The organism is Veillonella sp. VA137 (assembly GCF_003992015.1).
In the GTDB taxonomy this organism is placed as follows: domain Bacteria; phylum Bacillota; class Negativicutes; order Veillonellales; family Veillonellaceae; genus F0422.
Window position 1 is genome coordinate 1 of record NZ_RQVK01000014.1, and the last position, 22726, is coordinate 22726.

At 40.8% G+C, this 22726-nt stretch carries 18 protein-coding genes and 5 tRNA genes; 6 read left to right on the plus strand and 17 right to left on the minus strand.

Annotated features, from left to right (window positions below):
* The 15 genes from EO116_RS06975 to EO116_RS07045 form a co-directional block, all read right to left on the minus strand.
* Positions 1-75, minus strand: a tRNA-Glu gene (locus EO116_RS06975).
* A gap of 12 nt (positions 76-87) precedes the next feature.
* Positions 88-163, minus strand: a tRNA-Lys gene (locus EO116_RS06980).
* Between the two features lie 5 nt (positions 164-168).
* Positions 169-243 (minus strand) — tRNA-Gln (locus tag EO116_RS06985).
* Between the two features lie 6 nt (positions 244-249).
* Positions 250-325, minus strand: a tRNA-His gene (locus EO116_RS06990).
* 355 nt (positions 326-680) lie between these two features.
* Positions 681-2006, minus strand: coding sequence for an FAD-containing oxidoreductase (locus EO116_RS06995; RefSeq protein ID WP_127161210.1), 1326 nt, complete (start codon positions 2004-2006; stop codon positions 681-683).
* Positions 2007-2346: 340 nt separating this feature from the next.
* A complete protein-coding gene (gene speE, locus EO116_RS07000; RefSeq protein WP_127161211.1) occupies positions 2347-3195 on the minus strand; it encodes a polyamine aminopropyltransferase in 849 nt (282 codons plus the stop codon).
* Positions 3196-3198: 3 nt separating this feature from the next.
* Positions 3199-3843, minus strand: coding sequence for a hypothetical protein (locus EO116_RS07005; RefSeq protein WP_127161212.1), 645 nt, complete (start codon positions 3841-3843; stop codon positions 3199-3201).
* On the minus strand, positions 3843-4274 hold the full coding sequence (locus EO116_RS07010) for a peptidylprolyl isomerase (RefSeq protein WP_127161213.1): 432 nt from the start codon (positions 4272-4274) through the stop codon (positions 3843-3845). Before EO116_RS07010 ends, EO116_RS07005 begins: the two co-directional genes overlap by 1 nt.
* Positions 4274-5017, minus strand: a complete 744-nt coding sequence (locus EO116_RS07015; RefSeq protein ID WP_240629146.1) for a ThiF family adenylyltransferase — start codon at positions 5015-5017, stop codon at positions 4274-4276. The genes EO116_RS07010 and EO116_RS07015 overlap by 1 nt, the downstream gene beginning before the upstream one ends.
* Positions 4977-5351 carry a VOC family protein gene (locus EO116_RS07020; protein WP_127161214.1) on the minus strand — a complete coding sequence of 125 codons (375 nt, stop codon included), beginning with the start codon at positions 5349-5351 and terminating at the stop codon, positions 4977-4979. Before EO116_RS07020 ends, EO116_RS07015 begins: the two co-directional genes overlap by 41 nt.
* A gap of 63 nt (positions 5352-5414) precedes the next feature.
* The gene (locus EO116_RS07025; RefSeq protein ID WP_127161215.1) at positions 5415-8579 is read right to left on the minus strand and encodes an AAA family ATPase; all 3165 of its coding nucleotides are present in this window, start codon (positions 8577-8579) and stop codon (positions 5415-5417) included.
* Positions 8576-9934, minus strand: coding sequence for an exonuclease SbcCD subunit D (locus EO116_RS07030; protein WP_127161216.1), 1359 nt, complete (start codon positions 9932-9934; stop codon positions 8576-8578). Before EO116_RS07030 ends, EO116_RS07025 begins: the two co-directional genes overlap by 4 nt.
* Before the next feature lie 2 nt (positions 9935-9936).
* Positions 9937-10782, minus strand: a complete 846-nt coding sequence (locus EO116_RS07035; RefSeq protein ID WP_126941317.1) for a deoxyribonuclease IV — start codon at positions 10780-10782, stop codon at positions 9937-9939.
* Positions 10783-10916: 134 nt separating this feature from the next.
* On the minus strand, positions 10917-11336 hold the full coding sequence (locus EO116_RS07040) for a Fur family transcriptional regulator (RefSeq protein ID WP_127161217.1): 420 nt from the start codon (positions 11334-11336) through the stop codon (positions 10917-10919).
* 133 nt (positions 11337-11469) lie between these two features.
* Positions 11470-13011, minus strand: coding sequence for a DEAD/DEAH box helicase (locus EO116_RS07045; protein WP_062401790.1), 1542 nt, complete (start codon positions 13009-13011; stop codon positions 11470-11472).
* A gap of 178 nt (positions 13012-13189) precedes the next feature.
* Between EO116_RS07045 and EO116_RS07050 the strand changes: the two genes are divergently transcribed.
* Positions 13190-13264, plus strand: a tRNA-Arg gene (locus EO116_RS07050).
* A 134-nt stretch (positions 13265-13398) separates the two neighbouring features.
* Here EO116_RS07050 and EO116_RS07055 read toward each other — a convergent pair.
* Both EO116_RS07055 and EO116_RS07060 read right to left on the minus strand, forming a co-directional pair.
* Positions 13399-13863 carry a low molecular weight protein-tyrosine-phosphatase gene (locus tag EO116_RS07055; protein WP_127135966.1) on the minus strand — a complete coding sequence of 155 codons (465 nt, stop codon included), beginning with the start codon at positions 13861-13863 and terminating at the stop codon, positions 13399-13401.
* Positions 13864-13930: 67 nt separating this feature from the next.
* Complete coding sequence (locus EO116_RS07060) at positions 13931-16186, minus strand: autotransporter outer membrane beta-barrel domain-containing protein (protein ID WP_127161218.1); 2256 nt, start codon at positions 16184-16186, stop codon at positions 13931-13933.
* Between the two features lie 560 nt (positions 16187-16746).
* On the opposite strand from EO116_RS07060, the gene aroF reads away from it, so the two are divergent.
* The 5 genes from aroF to EO116_RS07085 all read left to right on the plus strand — a co-directional run bounded on the left by aroF (position 16747) and on the right by EO116_RS07085 (position 22637).
* Complete coding sequence (gene aroF / locus EO116_RS07065) at positions 16747-17754, plus strand: 3-deoxy-7-phosphoheptulonate synthase (RefSeq protein WP_127161219.1); 1008 nt, start codon at positions 16747-16749, stop codon at positions 17752-17754.
* 9 nt (positions 17755-17763) lie between these two features.
* On the plus strand, positions 17764-18819 hold the full coding sequence (aroB, locus tag EO116_RS07070; protein WP_127161220.1) for a 3-dehydroquinate synthase: 1056 nt from the start codon (positions 17764-17766) through the stop codon (positions 18817-18819).
* Positions 18820-18984: 165 nt separating this feature from the next.
* Entirely contained in the window at positions 18985-20250 is a 1266-nt protein-coding gene (aroA, locus tag EO116_RS07075; RefSeq protein ID WP_127161221.1) for a 3-phosphoshikimate 1-carboxyvinyltransferase, read from the plus strand.
* Between the two features lie 26 nt (positions 20251-20276).
* Positions 20277-21401: a chorismate synthase gene (gene aroC, locus EO116_RS07080; RefSeq protein WP_127161222.1), complete on the plus strand. Its 1125-nt coding sequence runs from the start codon at positions 20277-20279 to the stop codon at positions 21399-21401.
* Positions 21402-22637, plus strand: coding sequence for a shikimate kinase (locus tag EO116_RS07085; protein WP_127161223.1), 1236 nt, complete (start codon positions 21402-21404; stop codon positions 22635-22637).
* The last annotated feature ends 89 nt before the right edge of the window (positions 22638-22726 follow it).

Genomic DNA, 22726 nt, shown 5'->3' on the forward strand with positions numbered 1-22726 from the left:
TGGTGACCCGTGGGGGAATCGAACCCCCGATACCGCCGTGAAAGGGCGGTGTCTTAACCGCTTGACCAACGGGCCATGTTGAGTAAATGGTGACCCACCCGCGACTCGAACGCGGGACACCCTGATTAAAAGTCAGGTGCTCTGCCAACTGAGCTAGTGGGTCAAAAATGGCAGGGGTGGATGGGATCGAACCATCGCATGTCGGAGTCAAAGTCCGATGCCTTACCGCTTGGCTACACCCCTGTGTTGTGGGGTGAGTAATGGGGATCGAACCCATGCATAACGGAGCCACAATCCGCCGTGTTAACCGCTTCACCATACCCACCACAGGATATTTATTCTGTTTAGCACTGTCGTGCCTTACAACGATATTTAGTATATCAGTTAATGTTTTTTGTGTCAACCACTTTTTAAAAAACTTTTTTAACTGCTATCATATCTCATCTTTGATACTAAGCAATAAAATTATTGCTCTATCGCTGATGTTTTTAAAGTATATCAAAAAACTTTTTACATGTAAACCCCTTTTTTCATTTTTCTTTCATTTTATAACTAAATAGAGAAAGTTAAGGGTTTCCTAACTTTCTCTATTCTCTATATTCTTTTAAGGTATCATTATCTCTATTAATAGTTTACATCACATATCAGTTGACCTTATTGTGTATATACTATCTGTCTTCTTAAATTAATTTAGCTAAATCATTTAAATTTTCACCCATTGTAGGATGTGTAAAGATTTGGTCACGTAAGTATGTATACTTAATATCGTTGTCCATGGCCATTTTAATTATATTAATTAACTCTTCAGAGTTTTTACCGAATAAAGTAGCTCCCAGGATTAGACCAGTGTCTTTGTTAACTGTTAATTTAAATACACCACGTGGATCTTGGTTGACTGCATGGCGCGGCATATTATTTACCGGTAATACCACTGTCACTGCATTTGGATATTGTGCTTTCGCTTCTTCTTCATGTAAACCTACATGGGATAAAGCAGGTGTAATGAAAGTAGAATATGGCACGTGTGCACGATTGCCTAACTTATAACTTTCATCACCATGCAATACACGATTCACAATGCGGAAGTCATCTAAAGATACATACGTAAATTGTGGACCACCATTCACATCACCTACGGCAAATACATTAGGAACAGATGTCATCAATGTATCATCCGTTACGATGGAGCCATTAGGGCGTACTTGGATGTCTGTGTGCTCTAATCCAAGACCTTCTGTATTCGCTTTGCGACCTGTAGCATGCAGCAAGGCATCGAAGACAAACTCTTCTCCACTTTCAGTCACCACTACTACAGTATCACCAACGTTTTTAATTTCTTTTGTAACAGCATTAAAGTGGAAATGAACACCATCTTCTTCTAAGTATTGTTGCGCTAACGCAGCTACGTCTGTATCTTCACGTTTTAAGATTCTGTCGCCACTTTCAAAAGCAGTCACCTCAGCACCTAAACGTGCATATAGATTAGCGAACTCAATCCCAATGTTACCGCAGCCGATAATACCTAACCGTTTTGGTAATGTAGGCAAAGCTTGCAGTTCAGTGCTGTTGTACACAAATTTTGATGTAGATAGACCTGGAATTGGAAGCACTACATTCGTAGCCCCTGTGTTGATGATGATAGTTTCAGCTGTCAATGTTTCCACACCTTCTGCTGTTGTTACCTCTACTTCTTTATTGGAAATAAATTTACCATGACCAGTATACACGGTTACATTTGGATTGGATGTTAACATGTTTAAGTTTTTTGCATTTAATTTGCCTACTACTGTATCACGAGTTGCTTTCGCTGCTTCGTATGTTTTGCCTTTATCCGCACCAACAATCATCGTTTTTGTAGGGATACATCCGATGTTGATGCATGTACCACCATACATAGCCGGATCTTGTTCAATTAAAGCTACTTGTTTCCCTTCTTTGCCAAATGTAGCAGCTAATGTTTTACCAGCTTTACCAAAACCGATAACGAGTAAATCATATTGTTTCATAATTGTGTCCCCTTTTGTTAATTCACATGAATAGAAGTCTATTATATATATTTCATTAGTAAATACAATATTGTTCTTATTGTATACCTATTTACTAGGAATTTCAATACTATATATCACTAATATTTTTTTCATAATTCTATAGTTATAAAAAGTTACTGTAAAGTAGCTACACTTAACTACTATATTTTATATATCTATACTCCTCAAAATACCATGGATTTACCTATTATTTTTAAACACCAGATCCTATTCGATTATATAACCCATACGCAAAACTAGCACTTTCACAAGGAAAATGCTAGTTCATCAATTACTATAGCACTCCTTGCTAAAAGGATTATTCTGCAATACGAGCTTGTAAATATTGTTTTACAAAGGTTGGCAATACGAATGCAGATTTTTGGATGCCATAGTTATAGTATTTAGTTGTAAAATCTTGAGCACGGTTTGGATCCCACTCTAATGGATCATGTTTCTTAGATCCCATCGTAAAGCAATGCATACCTGTTGGATATAATGGAATGAATGCTGTATATAGACGAGTCACAGGGAAATGTTTATTCACATAATAGAACACGTCAGATACTAATTGTTGGTGCATCACTGGAGATTCTGTTTGTTGTACAAACAAACCATCTTCCTTCAAGGCACGATAGGTATTTTGGTAGAATTCTTCTGTAAATAAACCTTCGCCAGGGCCAATTGGGTCAGAGCAATCTACGATGATCACATCATAGAAGTTTTCTTTTTCCGCTACATGACCAATACCGTCACCAATGGTTACTGTTAATTTTGGATCTTGACGAATCATAGCGTCAGCAATAGAAGGCAAGTATTGTTTCGCCAATTCCACTACTTTACCATCGATTTCCACCATTGTCACTGTTTCTACACAGCTATGGCGTACACATTCTCTAGCCACACCGCCATCACCGCCACCGATGATCAATACATGCTTAGGGTTTGGGTGCAAGAATAACGGAATGTGGCTCATCATTTCATGATACACAAATTCTTCTCGTTCCGATGTTTGAAACACTCCATCTAACACAAGCATATTACCGTATTCTAAGCTATGAGCGACTTCTATGGTTTGAAAGTCAGATTTTCCAGAATATAAAATTTCATCCACTTCTGCGCATAACGCAAGATGAGGGGATTGCAGTTCTTTAATCCATTGTGTCATATCTTACTCCTCACATTGTGACTGGATGTATAAAAAAGCTCCACCCAGCAAATTATCTCGTAACCAACGGCGTAGGGAAAACGTTCGCTCCATGCCTTCATCATAGACGACACATCGCGTATCATCGTTGTTGACCTGCATAGATACGATAGGAACCCAATGCCATGTAGATAGACCTTCTTCTTGTCCACGATGACGATTTAAAAAGGCAACAGGGCAATTCTGTTCCAATCCTGCACGAATAAAATCCGTCACTTCTTCCACGCTATAAGGGCTTCCTTTCAAAGGGAAAATAGGTAGACGTTGCACCGTATAGGATAGATTGTGATCCTCCATATATTGGTTCACTCCTTGTTCCCACCAAGTACTTTTATAGAGTCCACCTCCATAGCGAGGGCGCACATATTCCCATACTTGGTTCATGCGCACCAAGGCTTGATCACCATCTACAGCAGTCTCAACAGGTAAATATCCATCGCGGAAAAGCACATAGGAAATAACCTGCGTCGCTGTGGTTGGACCACAACCTGCTAAGCGTTTCCACGCATCTTCGTACCATTCTTGGTCATAGCCGTAGGAAAAATTCCCATCCTTTTTTACTTGTAACCATTCTGGGTGCTCTAAGCGATAGCGTTTAATACCTGCCATTACGCTTCTACTACCTCAACAGTTTGCATGCGGTCGCCTTGTTGAATTTTATCCACTACATCCATGCCTTCGATAACTTGTCCGAATACAGTATGAACGCCATCTAAATGAGGTTGTGGTTCATATACGATAAAGAATTGGCTACCACCTGTGTTAGGTCCACGATGTGCCATGGACAAAGCACCACGCACGTGTTTATGTGGGTTACCTTCTGTTTCACAAGGAATTGTATAACCAGGGCCACCTACGCCAGTTCCCATTGGGCAACCACCTTGCGCTACGAAACCAGGGATAACACGATGGAATTTCAAAGTATCGTAGAAACCTTCTTTAATTAATTTTTCAAAGTTAGCAACTGTACCAGGAGCTTCTTTTTCAAATAATTCGATAACAATGTCACCGTATTCCATATGAATAATTGCTTTTTTCATTACTGTACCTCCAAAAAAGTTCTAATCACATAACCCGCTAAATGCAATCCTGCTACAGATGGAACAAATCCACAGGAACCTGGACTTCTTGAATCGTCATCTCGGTTCGGTGTCATAGGCTGCTCCGTAGAGAATAATACAGTTTGCTTTTTAATGCCACGGCGTCTCAATTCTTTTCTCATCACTTTTGCCAATGGACATGTATGGGTCTTACTAATATCAGTAATCTTCAATTGGTCTGGCCACATTTTATTGCCTGTCCCCATAGAAGATATACATGGTATATGACTATTATAACACGTTTCGATGATAGATAGTTTGGCACTTACCATATCGATTGCATCAATCACAAAATCTGGAGCTATATCGGTGATGAAAGTCGGATGACTTTCACCAGTATATACCATATCATAAGCCTCAATGTGCAGATTAGGATTGATGGATAGAGCTCTCTCTTTCGCCACTTCTACCTTGCGTTGACCTACCGTGCTAGGCAAAGCGATAAGCTGACGATTGATATTGCTCACCGTCACTTGGTCACCATCGACGATGATAATGTGCCCCACCCCAGAACGAACTAGCGCTTCTAGGGCGAAGGAACCTACGCCACCACATCCAAAGAGAAGGACTTTCTTGTTTTGCAAGGTTTTAATTTTCTCTTCCCCCACTAGCCATTGTAGGCGCGTCAACATGTGTTCCATCTTAATACGCCCCTGCTGGAATGATTTCTGTCCAGTATCCATCTGGGTCAGCAATGAAATAGATACCCATTGCTTCATTTTCATAAACTACACAATCCATAGCCTTATGTTTTGCCAAAGCACCTTTGTAATCATCTACGTAGAATGCCAAATGGAATTCATTATCCCCTAAATTATAAGGACGATCCCAATCACGTAGCCATGTCAATTCTAATCGATGCGGATTGGTACCATCCCCTAAATAGACGATTTTAAAAGATCCATCTTCTCCATCGATATGACCGACTTCTTCTAACCCTAATGCTTCTTTGTAAAAGGATAAACTCTTATCCAAATCTTTCACATTAATATTATTATGAGCAAAGCTAAATTTCATACTTCCTCCTTAATTCCTAGTAAATAACAGTATTATTCTAACATAGGTACTACGGGAATACAATCATTGCACCTGAAAGTAGGCTCTGCTTCCCTCATCGGTTTTTGTCACCACCAAGTGTGCACCAATTTGTTGTTGTAATTCTGGCACATGGGATATAATGCCTACCAATCGACCTTGGGATTGTAATGCCACCAAAGTTTCCATCGCCACATCTAATGTATCTGGATCTAATGTACCAAATCCTTCATCAATAAACATAGTATCCAAATGAATACCTCCCGCATAGGATTGGATGACATCCGCTAATCCCATAGCAAGCCCTAAGGATGCCAAGAAAGTTTCTCCACCGGACAAAGTGTTCGCAGGCCGACTCGCTCCCGTATATGCATCAAAAACAGAGATGTCCAATCCTCGGGCGCCACGACCACCTTCTTCTACGGACCGTTCCAATCGATAGCGACCACGACTCATATCATGAAGTCGTAAGTTCGCTGCACTCAATACTTCTTCTAGAATAGCGCCTAGTACATAGCGTTCAAAGCTGACACCTTTCATACCTGAATCACCGCCAATGGCTAAATCGGCTAAGCCGAAGATAAAGGCTCGACGATCTGACAATACTTTAGTGGACTCTTCCAACCCAGTAATTTCTTGTATTGCCTTTTCTTTAGCTAGAACTTGAGATTTCAGGGTACCAATAGTTTCCCCCAATTCTTTTAATTCCTGTTCTATTGTTTCCACAGCCCCCTTGGCTATTTCCTCTGGCACTGTAGTATAGTGGGCTAAATCACTTTGCACTTCTTCTAACAGAGAGCTTAGTCGCAATGTTTCGTTGTTATAGACACTAAAGGTTTCTTTCCATGCTGGCAATTTATCAAATGCATGAGATTCCTGTTTAAATGCATCAATGGTAAGAGATTCCGCTGCTAACACTTGCTCGATTTCCTTATCCAAGAATTCTATATCCTGCGCCATGCGATCCTGTTGTTCTTTAATAGTCCCTATTTCTGTGATGAGCGCCACCTTTTGTTCTTGGCTAGCTTGACGCGCGGCTTCTACCTCTTTACGGTCCGCTTCATACCGTTTCAGAGAATCTGCGAGATCTTTCACCTCAGCCGTATACGTTTCCACCGTAAAAGGAGCTATACTCTTTTCAATACGATGCATTTCTGTTGTCATGTGGTGAACATCTTGTTTAATCGTCTCTATCTGACCAGCTAAAGTAGTCAATTCCAGTTGTTTTGTATGAAAGTTAGCTTCTTCTACTTGTATTGCCTTATGTAATGTTTCTAATCTTTCTTCCAATTCTACTTTAGTGGTTTCAGCAACAACTAACTCATTTTGTATCGTTTTAAACGCTTGGTCTATGGTTTCTATATCTGCAGATGCCTTCCACCATTGGAGGCGTTCAGCTACCCTATCTATGTCCTTGACTTGTATAGCCGATTCCAACATATTCCCCAAGTGAATAATAGCTTTTCTTTGCACACCTTCTGTTACATTTGGATAGCTTTCACATAAACGATTCCATTCTTTACTATATCGTTCTACTTCTTCTTCACTGTGGCTTAGCTTGGTTTCTATCGTTGCCACCTGTGTTTGACTAGCTTGGAACTCTCTGCGGAATCTATCTACCGTTTCTCTAACAATGTCTTCCGACGGGGCTTGTGCTAGTTGTGGATGTTCTAAGGAACCACAAACAGGACACGGCGAATCATCTTCCACTTGCAAACTCACTTCATAGGCTTGGTATTGTCGTAATAATTGCTCATTATGATGATATAGACCTTCACGCGTCTTGCAGACCTGTCGTTCTTCCTCCAACTGTTGACTATGAAGATTTCTAGCATCCCAAGCAGTTTGGAGTTTGTTAACAACCCCCTTTAAGGAATCCCACCAACTCCGCAGTTCACTGGTACATAATTTTTCCTCACCTAAGGAAGCATAATTTTGTAACTCTATCTGTATACCTTCTAATGTTTTACGATGCAACTCCAGCTCTGCCTGACTTGTAGTTATCTCCTGTTGTAGAGCCTGTTGTTGCTCCACTTGCTGTGCTTTCGAAGCCTCTATATCAGTCCTTTTTATCACAAGTTCGCCATACCGCTCCACCTCTTGTTGCAAGGCCTGTAATTGGTGGTATTGCTCTTGTTGCTTTGCATACGTTTCCTCTTGAGCTATTAGCTGTTTCCACTTAGACTCTAAGGTTTGTAAACTTCCTTCCACGGACTGCAACGATGTTTTCAAGGCTTCTAATTTTTCTTTGTCCGTTCTGAAAATATCTTGCAATTTCTCATAGTCTTTCATAGACCTCCGAACTTCTTGCAACCGTTCCCAACGGCTAATAGCCTCCCCTAATGCAAGATGCGCCGACTCTCCTTCTTGATGAGTAGCCAAGGCTTGACTGTATTGATCTTTGCGCGATACTAGGTTGGCATAGGTTTCGTACTTAGCATAGGCTGTTTGCAAAACATCGCACTGCTCCTGTTTCTCCTTACGTTCTTTTTCACGAATCCCTAATACAGCACGTTCTTCTTCCGTCAATGCCACTAAGTCCTGTAACGTATCTACTGTGTAAGTATTCAATAAAAACTCAACCTTTTGCAATGTATCTTGAATCCCTACGGTAGATTTAGTCAATTCTTCCTTCAATACATCTTGCATGCGTTTATACACAGAGGTTTTAAAAATCGTATGTAGCAATACTTCCCGTTCTGATGTGGGGGCTACTAACAATTTTCTAAAATCACCTTGCGGTAATAGGACAACTTGCAAAAATTGATCTACACGAAATCCAATGATCTGTTGTACATAGTCACGAATTTCTTGGGCTTTTGTAGCGAGTAATTTCCATTCTTCATCAATCCATTCACTGATAGAAGCAGTTGCTAATACCGTTCTTGTACCAGTGCCTCGTTTTTTCTGTAATTCTTGTTTTGGAGTTCGCTCCATCCTATATCGATGATCACCTACTTGAAACTCAAACACCACTGATGTAGGTGTAGTAGCATCTGCATAATCGCTACGCATATCTGAACCATCACGAAGGCCACCACTGGTTTGACCATATAGGGCATATACAATGGCATCTAATATACTTGTTTTTCCTGCCCCTGTAGGACCTGTAATCAAAAACATGGATTGATTTGCCAATACGGCAAAATCAAGGATTACTTTCTTAGGATACGGGCCAAAGGCAGTCATTTCTAATCGTAAGGGTCTCATGTTTCTTCCTCCCTTAATACACGATGCCACAAACCTTCCATATACTCTAATTCTTTCTGTGAAAGTTCTTCATTACGAGCTTCCTTAGCAAATTGGGCAAATAAATCTTTCTCATTTAATTCCTTGAATCGTTTAGCACCTGTTGTATCTCGCACCACTTCCATACGACCTACTAATTCTAATCGCATACAATATGGAAATACCTTTCGCAAGCGGCGCATTCCGTCCACTACAGGTGCCGTATCTAACAATCGTACTTCCACATAATCATTATGATGCCGTGTATGAAGACTTTCATCTGCTAGCAAATCGTCAAAATATCCCGTCAGGCTCACAAATTGGCGGCGTCCTACAATAGGAATCTCACTGATTGTTGTAGCTCCTTTGCCGTCTATATCAACAATAGTGAAACTTTTACTATACCCTACCTCGTCAAAGGAATAGGTCAACAAAGATCCACTGTAGCGAATATGGTCCACCCCAATCCGTTGTGGTCTATGCAAGTGACCTAAGGCAGTATATGTAAAATCTTTGAATACCGTTGTTGGAACTTGCCCAGAACCTCCTACTAACAGAGGCCGTTCCGACTCACTTTCAGCACCACCTGCCACAAAAGCATGAGCCATACAAAGACTGCGGTGTCCTTTAGAGCAACGCTTCGCATAATATGACCAATGTTCATAGGCATCTGCGATAGTCCAATTATATTTATTTGTATCAACACCTAACGCACATTCCGCAGTACCGACAACAGAAATCTCATCATTACCTTTATACGAAGAGTTGTCTAAATTTACAATATCTTCATTACTTAAAGAGGCAAATAAATCTGCCGATTCGCATTGCGTTCTATGTTTTTTAGATGCCTTAACAGATTCGATATGCTCTGTTATTTCTATCTTTTCATTTCCAACACCTTGCCGATTCAGAGCACTTTGCATATCACGCACCTCTCCGTAGGGCAATGCCCATACATCGAGTTGACCATACGCATCTTGGAAAGAGATGGGATTTATCCCTTGGTGAGCATGGCCTAACAAATGGATACCATGAGTTTCCCAAGCACTGTGACCCATCGCTAAGCGTGGTCCACTATCGTGATTACCTGAAATGGCCACCAAAGGAATATTCTCGCTAAAAGCCAATCGATGGAGCACGGAATCCCATAATTCAATGGCCTCAATAGGTGGCACTGAGCGATCAAAGACGTCCCCACTGAGGAGCACCAGATCAATCTGTTCTTCTTTCAGTAAAGGGAAAAATTGATGATCCAATACATAGGCTTGGTCCGTTGTTAAATGTTCGTTATAAAATAGTCGTCCTAAATGCCAGTCTGCTGTATGTAGTATGCGCATACTTACACCTCGTTTGCGTAAATCTCCCGTAAGATAGAAATTTCTTTCGCATATCCATCTAGTTCATTTGGCGTTTCTAGATAAAATGGTAAATGACGTAATTTTGGATGGGTAATGAAATTAGCAATGGCCTCAATGCCAATATGGCCTTCCCCAATTTTTTCATGCCGATCTTTATGGGCTCCCCTAGGATTTTTGGAATCGTTCAAATGCACCGCATGGATTCTGTCTATGCCTACAAAATGGTCAAACTCCTCCAAAACGCCATCTAAATTTTCAATGATGTCGTAACCACCTTCGTGGATATGGCACGTATCTACACAAACTCCGATATATTCTTTATATTTCACGCCGTCAATGATGCGCGCTAGTTCTTCAAAATTACGACCTACTTCTGTTCCTTTTCCCGCCATAGCTTCTAATAAAACTGTCGTCTTCATACCTGGAAAAATCACTTCATTCAACATATCTACGATGTATTCGATGCCTTGGTCTACGCCTTGTTTCACATGGCTACCAGGGTGAAAGTTATATAAATGGCCTGGTAAATATTCCAGTCGCTCCAAATCTTCTCTCATAGAGTTTTTCGCAAACTCACGCAAGCCTGGATCCGCTGCACATGCATTCAATGTATACGGTGCATGGCCTAGCAATTTGCCAAATTGATGTTCTTTCAGGAACACATCTAAGGCTTTCATATCTGCTTCATCAAAGGCACGTGCCTTGCCGCCACGTGGATTTCTCGTAAAATATTGAAATGTATTGGCACCAATGGATAATGCTTCCTTTCCCATATGTAAATAGCCTTTGCTGATGGATAAATGACATCCGATTGTTAATTGACTCATATATAACTCCTTCTCTTGATGATTCACTATCTTACTTGTAAGTATATCATGTTATGACTATCTCTTTACAGGCATAAAAATAGAGGACAATTGTTTATATAAGCAATTATCCTCTATTTCTTTTACATGACTAATTAATGTGAGCTTTTACGCAAACATTCTGGACAAATGCCTTCAAAAGACACATGAAGTCCTGTAATTTCATATTCACTGTGGCGCGCCACTTCTTCTCTTAGACAGTTTACTTGTACATCATGTAAATCATTAATACGATTACACATTGTACAGCGTACATGCGGATGATTTCTTATATCCCAGTCATAACGGCTACAATCATCGCCCAAGTCTAAGACGCGAACTAAACCAATGCGTTCAAAAATCTCCATCGTTTTATATACAGTCGCCAAGCTCATACTTGGATGGTCTTCCCGCAAACTTTGGTAGATCATTTCCGCAGTGGGATGGTTGTTTTCTGCGTAAAGAACATTATAAATGGCAATACGCTGTGGTGTCACTTTATAACCTTCTTCTCGCAATTTTTGTGCAATATCCATAAAGCACATCCTTTCCACTTGGAAGCTTAACTGTGAGATTAAAATACTATTACTCTATCTATATTATATCAGAAAGTTCATTCCCAAACAATAATCAGAATTGTTTAATTTTAAATATCGTTACTTAACGAAATTATTCTTTAAAATACGGCTTGAAACCGCTACCTTGATGCTTTTGTTGTTTTTGTCCATCACGAGAACGGCGCTCTCCACTATTGGAACGTTGACTACGATCGCGAGAGGAACGTCTTCTATCTCCGTCACGACGATCATCACGACGGCGACCATCTCTACGACGATCATCACGGCGACGGCCATCTCGACGTCCACTGTCACGGCGACGACGTATGCGAAGTGGCGCTTCTTCTGTAATGCTAACAGGAGTTGTATCTGGCTCTTTTGTCAACAATTTCAAAGCAGCTGCTAATAATGTAACAGAATCGATATCATTCAATAATTCTTCTGCACTAGAACGATAGCTTGCTAATTCTTCACGATTATCTGCTAAAGCAATCAATTTCTCTACGGCAATTTTTTGTTGTCCTTCTAATACTTCTCCCAAAGATGGAGCTTTACGACGAGCAATCTTGCGTTTTGTCAAACGTTCAATGGCATGTAAATGCTCAATTTCACGTGGAATAACGAATGTCATTGCCACGCCCGCTTTACCAGCACGACCTGTACGACCGACACGGTGTACATAGCTTTCAGGATCTTGTGGCAAATCGTAATTATACACATGCGTAACGCCACTAATATCTAAACCACGAGCCGCTACGTCTGTAGCTACTAAGATATCGATAGTACCTTCACGGAATTGACGAATCACAGAGTCACGTTTTTGTTGAGACAAGTCACCATGAATACCTTCTGCCATGTAACCACGTTTTTTCAATGCTTCTGTTACTTCGTCTACACGACGTTTTGTACGACCGAACACGATAGCCAATTCTGGCGCTTGGATATCTAGTAAACGGCACAATACATCAAATTTTTGACGATCTTGTACTTCGATATAATATTGTTCGATTAAATCCATTGTTACTTGTGTTGGTTTCATACGGATTAATGTTGGCTCTGTTAAGTATGTTTCTGCCAACTCTTGGATTGCTTTTGGCATTGTAGCAGAGAACAATAATGTTTGACGCTCTTTTGGAACAGCTGTCAAAATTTTATTGATATCATCTACGAAGCCCATGTTTAACATTTCATCCGCTTCATCCAAAATGACAACTTTTACATGGTCAAAAGAAATAGATTTTCTCTCCATGTGATCCATTAAACGACCAGGTGTCGCTACAATCACTTGTGGATGTTTTTTCAACATACGGAATTGACGTCCAATATCTTGTCCACCATAGATTGGTAAGGCTTGAATGTTAGTATGTTGCGCCATTTTATTTAACTCTTCCGCCACTTGAATTGCTAATTCGCGTGTGGGTGAAAGAATCAATACTTGTGGATCTTGGATTGTTGGATCCACTTGCTCTAACGCTGGGATACCGAAGGCAGCTGTTTTACCAGTACCAGTTTGTGCTTGACCAATCATGTCTTGACCGGACTTCGCCGCTGGAATGGCTTCACGTTGAATCGGTGTTGGTTCTTCAAATCCCATGTCATTTAAAGCTCGTAAAATGGGTTCGCTAATTTGTAAATCTTCAAATTTAATTTGCATATATGAAAGGGTCCTCCTTTAAAATCTTGTTATGTATTATGCGAATTAATATATTATATCACACTGGGCATCGGTTTGTATATCAAAGTATGATAGAGCACTATATGTTTCAATCCTTCACCATGAGGTTCCCTATTGTACTGACCATTATTTCATGGTATACTTTAACGGTATACACGCGCCTATAGCTCAGGGGATAGAGCACCGGTCTCCGGAACCGGGTGCGCAGGTTCGATTCCTGCTAGGCGCACCATTGATATAACTGGATTCTCACCGTTTTTGAGAATCCAGTTTTTGCATTTGAGCCCAATTTAAGTTTCCATAAAAAGTACCGCCCCCATGTTATATCTACTTCAGATAACACTGGGGGCTTATTACATTATACTTTTACTTAAATAATTGTTCTTTGATCAACTCTAATAGGGCATCACAGCTACGACTTATATCGTCATAGGTTTCGTCAAAATTTCCCGTATACCAAGGGTCTTTTACATCTCGACTTTCCCCAACAAACATCATAGCCTTATACACCTTATGGTCAACGTCATCATCAATAATGAGGCGCAAGTTTCTTGCATTATTTTCATCCATGATGATGAGGTAATCAAAGTTACGGTAATCATACATCGTTACTTGGCGGGCCTTGCGACGAGTATAAGGAATATCCATTTCATCTAATTTTTGTTTAGTTCCATAATGGGTATCATTTCCTATCTCCTCACGAGATGTAGCTGCGGACTCAATATAAATAGAATCAGTTAAACCCGCCTTGTTAACGATATGCTTCATATAAAACTCTGCCATCGTAGAGCGACAAATGTTACCGTGACAGATGAATAAGACTTTTACCATACTATCCTCCTTAAATACTAATAGTCCTTACAGCATACGCTATAAGGACTATTAGTACAAGATTTAATTAGAAGTTATACCGTACTCCCGCATCAATACGCCATGTAGTGTCTATAGTAGCACCAAAGTTTTTAGTGAATGTACCATATACATATGTACTTGGACGAACGCTCCAGGAGCCTCCAATTTCAGCATCAAGCCATGTATCTTTCAAATCAAGTTCTGTATGTACTGTTGGATTACCTGGCGCGGAATATGTCGTATTGACCTTACTAGAGAATTCATGAGCCAATGCGAGTTTTGCAAAGATGTTGGATGTTTCTGTTTCTCTACCAATGCCAAGACCCAATCGACCTACAGCAGAGTTAACAGCGTCAGCTTTCACATGCATAGAGCCACCACCAACAAGATTAGCATCATAGGATACGCCATTCAAACGACCTATAATAAATTCTACACTAGGATCCATGTAGAAACCATTTTGTTGTTTAATACGTTTACCGTATTCAGCACTTAAAGAGGTACCAAATGTATGATACTCCCCATTCAATTGATGTCCCCCTAGTGAATGAAGTTTGTAAGTATTGGATAAGCGGTTTCCACGAGCGATGATATCTAAGTAACGTCCATCATCATGTTGTTTTGTACCATATAACCCAATACCAACGGTTTTGCTGTCTCCGTTGCCAACGGCATAGGAATTACTAGACGTACTGTAATCTAGAGCGCCACCAAAAATCCAACCATTGGATACCTTATGATCATAACCAACTTGTACACCATTATATGTCATATGAGCATCAGCACCATTTGTCATGTTAGATTTGCCACCAATGTATTTAGCCCATACACCTTGGTTTGTATTAGTCAAACGAAGGTCCCCTAAACGACGTTGTAAATCGTTCGTAGTATTATGCCAAGCTATCGCTGTAGATGTGAGAGCAGATTTCGCACCACTTACCAAGGAAGATTCACTAGCATGTGTTACCGTCGCGGTATCAGTAACGACAAGATTACCTTGTGCATCAAATGCATTTGTACCAAGTTCCGTCATAGCAGCCGGTCTTGTAATACCTTCATTAACTTGAACAGCAGCAGCTAGTTTCTTATCATTCCCAGTATATTGTAATTTAGTGGCTAACGATTTCATTTCTGCACGATAACTTGCATCATCAGTCAAATTCTTAGCACTATCACCTTGTACAGTGATGTGGCTATGATCAGCGGCATGTTGAATTATGATTTGTCCATTGCCAGCTTCGCTCGCTAGCGCACCTGTTTTATAATCAGCATTTACAAAACCACTATAGTTTTGAATCGTAATAGGACGAGCATCGATAGGATGGATAATACCTGCTGAGGTTAGATTTACACCACCTACAAGATTACGAACTTTACTGCCTTTATATAAGTAGGCTGCATCATCTCCTGATGGACGTGGTTTTTTTGGTGTAGGTCGTTCCATACCAATCCATTCATTATTCCAAGTAGCACCATTTTGTAAATAGATATCGGCACCAGAATTATGCGGATTTTTATTACTTTCAGCATATTCATTTAACACAGCACCAGTAAGCTTAGAGTTAGAGGTTGTAAAAGCTAGTCCTATATTTGCTGGCGCTTCATTAGGATTTGGATTATCACCATAATCTTTATTAATTAACCCTACATTACCAATAGCCACTAAATCTTTCGTACCTGGGTGTTTACCATCGGTACCTGCATTCACATATACATCGCCCTCTTCTGCCACAACAGAATAGATATCTGACGTTGTAACAGGATGCGTTATAATACGACCACCGCCATCAACGATAATATGGCCTCGGTGATTAGCTTGTAATCCTACTCCCACAGCGTCAATATCTACATTGCCTTTCACATGAATATTGCTATCACCATAGTCTCTGTTAGGATTATCATTATGATGTGGCACCTTACCACCAAGACCAGAATAGACAGCACTCATATAATAATGTCCCAATTCACGCTTAGATGCTGGCGCATCATTTTTTAATCGTACAATGAGATCTTTATCTATGGTCAATTGAGATCCGTATCCAATAAAAATCCCTGCTACATTTTTACTTTTACTTTTACCGTTCTCCATTTCCATCAAGCTTTTACCATGTACATTGACGGTCAACGTGTCTTCTATATGCTTAACGTCAGGTTCCGTTTGCTTTTGAGAGCCCATCGATAAACCAATTAAGTTTTCTGCTTTATCACTATACATAGTAATATCTGTAGCCATTACGGAATAAGACATTCCTGTTACTACTAATGCAGCCATCACTGCTGATACATGACGTGTAATTTTCATAAAAGCCTCCACAATCAATAATAGATATCAATAAACTACTGTCATTATACATTGTTATTTATACTTCGTACATACTTATATACCTATAAATATGCTATTATGCATACTTTATATAGTAAAGTATTATTATAACAATTAGTTATAATTGATAAAATTATCATATATCTTTTATGCAGATATTATAAGAATATTTAATTCTCACTGCTGTTGATAATCCTTTTTTGCATTTGATCCTAATTTTGATCCCAATTTGAATTTTTTTCTTGCCAAACTTAAATGAATGGAGTATACTAAACGCAATTATTGAAAGAAAGGAGTCACTACAATGATGAAGCAAGCCAATTTAGCTACAACAAATGCAAATACATTTTTTTGGTTCTTTATCCAAACTACGGGTAAAGAACTATTTGAGCTACGCTAATTTAGGTATCATCACTGAGTGGCTTTAAATAGTGGTAAGGGCTACCCGTACTAGGTATAGGCGGGTAGCCCTTTTTATATATCTTCCTATACCACCACTCACAAATGCCTATACATATTAAGATTTTTAGGAGGATCTTATGATTATTCGATTACACACTACAGCAACAGAAGCACAAATTGCAGAACTACGTCAACAATTAGAAGCCACTGGCGTTACATTACATCCAGTACATGGAGAACAACAAGATATCATCGGTTTGATCGGCGATACATCCCGTGTCGATTTACGCACCATTGAATCCCTTCCATACGTTGAAAAGGTTATGCGTATCCAAGAGCCTTTCAAAAAAGCAAATCGTAAATTCCATCCTCAAGATACGGTGGTTACTATAGGTAATGCAAAAATCGGTGGCGGTCACTTTGCTATCATCGCAGGCCCTTGCTCTGTAGAAACACCAGAACAAGTCATCGAAGTAGCGAAGGCTGTAAAAGCTGCTGGTGCTGACATTCTTCGTGGCGGCGCTTTCAAACCTCGTACTTCTCCATACTCTTTCCAAGGTATGGGCCCAAGTGGTTTATCCTTATTAGAAGAAGCTAAAAAAGAAACTGGTCTACCTATTGTGTCAGAAGTCATGGATATTTCTCAATTAGAATATTTCGACAATGTAGATATGTTGCAAATCGGTGCTCGCAATATGCAAAACTTCAACCTTTTAAAAGAAGTCGGTAAATTAAGAAAACCAATCTTATTAAAACGTGGGCTATGTGCTACATACGAAGAATGGTTAATGGCTGCAGAATACATCATGAGCGAAGGTAACGAACAAATCGTTCTTTGCGAACGTGGTATTCGTACATTCGAAACACGCACTCGTAACACATTGGATGTCACTGCCATTCCAATGATGCACGAGTTATCCCACTTGCCAATCATTATGGATCCAAGCCATGCAGCGGGTATGAGCCGTGTGGTTCCATCCTTGTCTTTAGCCTCCGTTGGTGGCGGTGCTGATGGTTTAATGATTGAAGTTCACAACAATCCAGAAAAAGCATTATGCGATGGTCCGCAATCCTTACGCCCAGAGCAATTCGCTACTTTGGCAAACCAAGTATTCACACTTCGTGACGCATTAGGTCATAAATAGGTCACTCCTATGGATACAATTCATATTCAAGCATCCACTTCTTACGATGTGATTATCGAGCGGAATAGCTTGCCTCGCATTGGTAAGTACTTACACGCTATCAAGCCTCCTTGTTCCGTCATGATTGTTACTGATGACAATGTGGGCCCCCTCTATGCTTCCACTGTTTCAGATGCCCTACAACAGGCAGGTTACACCGTTCACACCTACACGTTTCCTCATGGTGAAAGTGAAAAGAATGGCCATCGTCTCATGGACCTAGTAGAAACATTAGGAAATGCAAAATTGGCTCGGAAAGACCTCATTATTGCTTTAGGTGGTGGCGTCGTCGGCGACCTAGCTGGATTCGCTGCTGCTACCTACTTACGGGGTATCGATTATGTACAATTACCTACGTCACTGTTGGCTGCTGTCGATTCCTCTGTAGGCGGTAAAACAGCTGTTAACCTAGAGTGTGGTAAGAATTTATGGGGTGCTTTTAAACAACCTATCCTCGTTCTCTGTGATCCAGAAACACTTTCTACCTTACCTAAAGAGGAATGGATTAATGGATGTGGGGAAATCATCAAATATGGTTTCTTAGACCATCCAGAGTTACTAGATCAACTTCGAGAACGACCACTCTTACAACATCTAGAAGATGTAGATACTGTCATCGCTCAATGTGTGCGCATCAAAGCCCATGTGGTGGAAGTAGATGAAAAGGAAAGCGGCCTTCGTGCGACGTTGAACTTAGGTCATACCTTTGGACATGGTATCGAGCACGGTAGTGCTTTTACCATCCCTCACGGCAATGCCGTTGCTTTGGGGCTCCTCATCATGGCAAAAGGTGCTGTAGCCAACGAAGAGCTAGACCCTACCATCATTTCTAGTATTGAACAGTTGCTAATGGCCCATGAACTACCCACCACAACGACGATTTCAAAAGATGTAATTTTAGAAGAAGCCAGTCATGATAAAAAAGCCTCTGGCTCTTCCATTACCATCGTAGTTCCTACGGATTATGGCGCATCAGTACTAAAGGAAGTGACCTTCCAAGAACTTGCTACCTACTGTCATATATAACTCAATGTGTTATAGTTAGTATACTTAACTAATTATGATATACACCCATTCTAGAGTTACTATGTATGATATACTAAACAAATTACATTTTATGTTTTACCTTTTATAGTTATACTTGTAATTATCACTTATAGTGGTATGGCAACAATAACAGAAAGGATTCCTATGCAACATGTTTCTAATATGCCCTTATGTGGCACAATCCCAGCCATACCGGCTAAGGCCCATGCTCATCGGGCACTTATCTCAGCGGCCCTTGCCACGAGTCCTAGCTCAATTTTAATTTCCCACTCTTCCAAGGACATTGATGCTACCATGGATTCCTTGCGAGCCCTTGGTGCAACGATTACCCATGAAAATGGTGTGGCTCATATTACTCCTGGCCCTTCCCCTTCTATAGGACAGGTATTACCCCACGAATCAGGTACAACCTTACGCTTACTCTTACCTGTGTCCACCTCGATTTGTGACACTGTGAAAGTAGATGCCAAAGGACGTCTACCAGAACGACCACTAGAACCATTGTTGAGCGAAATGAAAGACCACGGCGTATCCTTTTCACAAGATGCACCGCCTTTCACTATGACAGGTCGTCTACAAGGTGGTACCTTCACCATGACAGGTTCCGTCAGTTCCCAGTTTTTCTCTGGACTGTTATTAGCTGCACCACAGCTAGGACGAACAACTGTGAACTGCACAAGTCCACTGCAATCGAAAGACTATGTGACATTAACCATAGAAACGATGAAAGACTTTGGTGTACACGTAACAGAAGCTTCCACGGAGGAAGGATATCCAAGTTTTACTATCGAAGAGAACCAACACTTCCACGGCAATGAACAATATCCAATTGAGGGAGATTGGTCTAATGGTGCCATTTGGCTAGTAGTAGCTGCTATGACAGGGCAATCTATTTCTGTCACAGGTTTACGTCCTAATTCTGTACAAGCAGATAAACGGATTCTTTCCATTTTAGAAAGCGCTGGTGTCACTTGTACGTGGAATGGATCTACTATCACGGTCACTGGCAAAGCACATCAACCAATCCATGTAAATTTAGAACAAATGCCAGATTTATTGCCGATTCTATCTAGCTTAGCTTGCTCCATAGAAGGTGAATCTTCTTTCATCAATGGCACCCGCCTGCGCTTAAAAGAATCAGATCGTTTAGAAGCAGTAGCACAACTTGTTCGTGATTCTGGCGGCATTATTCGCATAGAAGGAGATAATCTATATATCATGGGAACAGGCACTCTTACGGGTGGCACTGTAGACTGTGTGAATGACCATCGTCTCGTCATGGCTGGTGCCTTAAACGCACTCATCGGCACTTCTCCTATGATTTTGAAGGACAGCGAAGCCATCAGTAAGTCGTATCCTCACTTTTTTGAAGATTGGAAACGATTAGGTGGGCAGACATATACTATATAAATGTATTTAACAAGTAAGGAGTAATTATGGCATCCTATTTCGGTCGCACTGTGAAAGTCTCCACCTTTGGATCCTCTCACGGTCAAGCTATTGGCGGAGTTGTAGATGGGCTTCCTTGTGGGTTTCCAGTCAATCTAGAAACCTTGCAAGCCTTCCTAAAACGACGAGCTCCAGGGCAACATCAATTACAAACACAACGAAAAGAAGCAGATATCCCTGAGTTTCAATCAGGCATCGTACAAGGAAGACTGAGCGGTTCTCCTTTGGCTTTCACTATTCAAAATACATCACAACGAAGTGGGGATTACGATAACCTACGAGATGTACCACGCCCATCTCATGCAGATTACACCGCTTGCATGCGCTATGGTGAGTATGTGGATATGCGTGGGGGCGGTCATTTCTCTGCTCGCCTAACAGCCCCTGTTTGCGTAGCTGGTGGCATTGCTATACAACTATTAGAATCCATCGGCATTCATGTGCGTGCACACTTAGCACAAGTTGGCACTGTCCCAGATACATCTATCGATTATACTAACCCACCTATGGACAAGCTCGCTAGTATCAGCACTGAAGCGATTCCTATGTTAGACCCTGTGCAACGTCATACAGCAGAGCAATTTGTATTGGAGTTAAAAACATCTGGCGATTCCACTGGAGGCATCGTAGAGATATTTGCCACAGGCTTACCTGTTGGCATGGGGAATCCCAATTATGATGGTATTGAAAATCGCTTAGGCGCTACGCTGTTCGGTATGCCTGCAGTGAAAGGTATTTCCTTTGGGTCTGGTTTCCCTGGCTGTGCGTCCCGTGGAAGTGAGCAAAACGATCCTTTCATCATCACTGATGAAGGTGTTCGTACCAAGAACAATAACAGCGGTGGCATCCAAGGTGGTATTACCAACGGTATGCCCCTTGTGATGCAAGTAGGGATTAAGCCCACACCGTCCATTTATCATGAGCAAAACTCAGTATCCCTCAGTAACCATAGTGCTGAAGTATTACAAATTCAAGGTCGCCATGACCCTTGCGTAGCGCTACGTGCCGTTCCTGTAGTAGAAGCTCTAACGGCTCTTGTCCTCTTAGATTTTGTACTAGAACATGATCCACATGTATTCCGTCATTTCAGTCATCCCGCCTTGGAGGTGTAAATGTTTGGATTATTAGGTCGCACCTTGGGCCACACCTACTCCCCTATGATTCATCAAGCCTTAGGAAATACATCCTATGACATATTTGAAATGGAACCAGACCAACTACAAGATTTTTTTAATCGTTCTGACTTGCAAGGCTTAAATATTACCATTCCCTATAAAATCAATGCTTTACAGGCTTGTCATCGCATCAGTGATATCGCAGAAGCAATTGGTTGTGTCAACACTATGGTGCGCCAAGCAGATGGTTCTTGGTATGGAACCAATACGGACTATGATGGCTTCCTAGCCACCTTAGATTGGTCTGGTATAGAAGTAATACATAAGCATTGTTTAATTTTAGGTGATGGAGCCTCGTCCAATACAGTGCATGTGGCATTGAAAAGATTAGGCGCCGCCTCTATTACCCATATCAGCCGCCATCACTTTCCTACATATGAACACATTGCACAATTTTATGAACGAGCACAGGTAATTATCAACTGTACTCCAGTTGGTATGTATCCTCATTGTCCTGACCAAAGCATTCGATTAGCCCCTTTCACTCACTTAGAAGGTGTTATCGATTTAGTGTACAATCCACATCGTACTGCCATTCTAATAGAAGCGGAATCCTTAAATATACCCCATGTGAATGGCCTTGTATTTCTATTAGCCCAAGCCATTGCGGCGAGTGCTTTATTTTTACATCGTACCTATGATGAAAGTATCCTTTCAGACCTATATAAACAATTCCGGCGAAACCAAGAAAATATCATTTTAGTTGGTATGCCTGGGTCTGGTAAAAGTACCATTGGTGAATCTTTAGCAAAGTTAACGGGACGAACACTTGTGGACATAGACCATCTCATTACCGAGGAAGTCGGTTCCATTAGTGATTATATATTAACCCACGGTGAACCTGCATTCCGCGCCATAGAGTCTAGGATTATCACCGATGTGGGTAAACAGACAGGTTTGATCATCTCTACCGGTGGCGGTGCTATCATCATACCGGAAAACTATGTCCCACTTCGTCAAAATGGACGTATCTATGAAATCTATCGTCCCTTAGAAGAACTCGATACAACAGGACGTGTTCTCTCCTCTGGTGGTCTAGAACGATTGCAACAATTGTATGCAGAACGGTCACTACTTTACGCGCGATTCCGTCAAGTACAAGTTTTAAATACTAGTACTCCTGAAAGCGTGGCTCAACACATCCTAGAGGACTTCCATAGCAACCTAAAATAAACTACTAGTAAGATACATCCGTGTTAGTCCTTGTTTTTCTATAAGCTCTCATCAATGGATGCACTCAAAATTGTATACTATTAAATAAT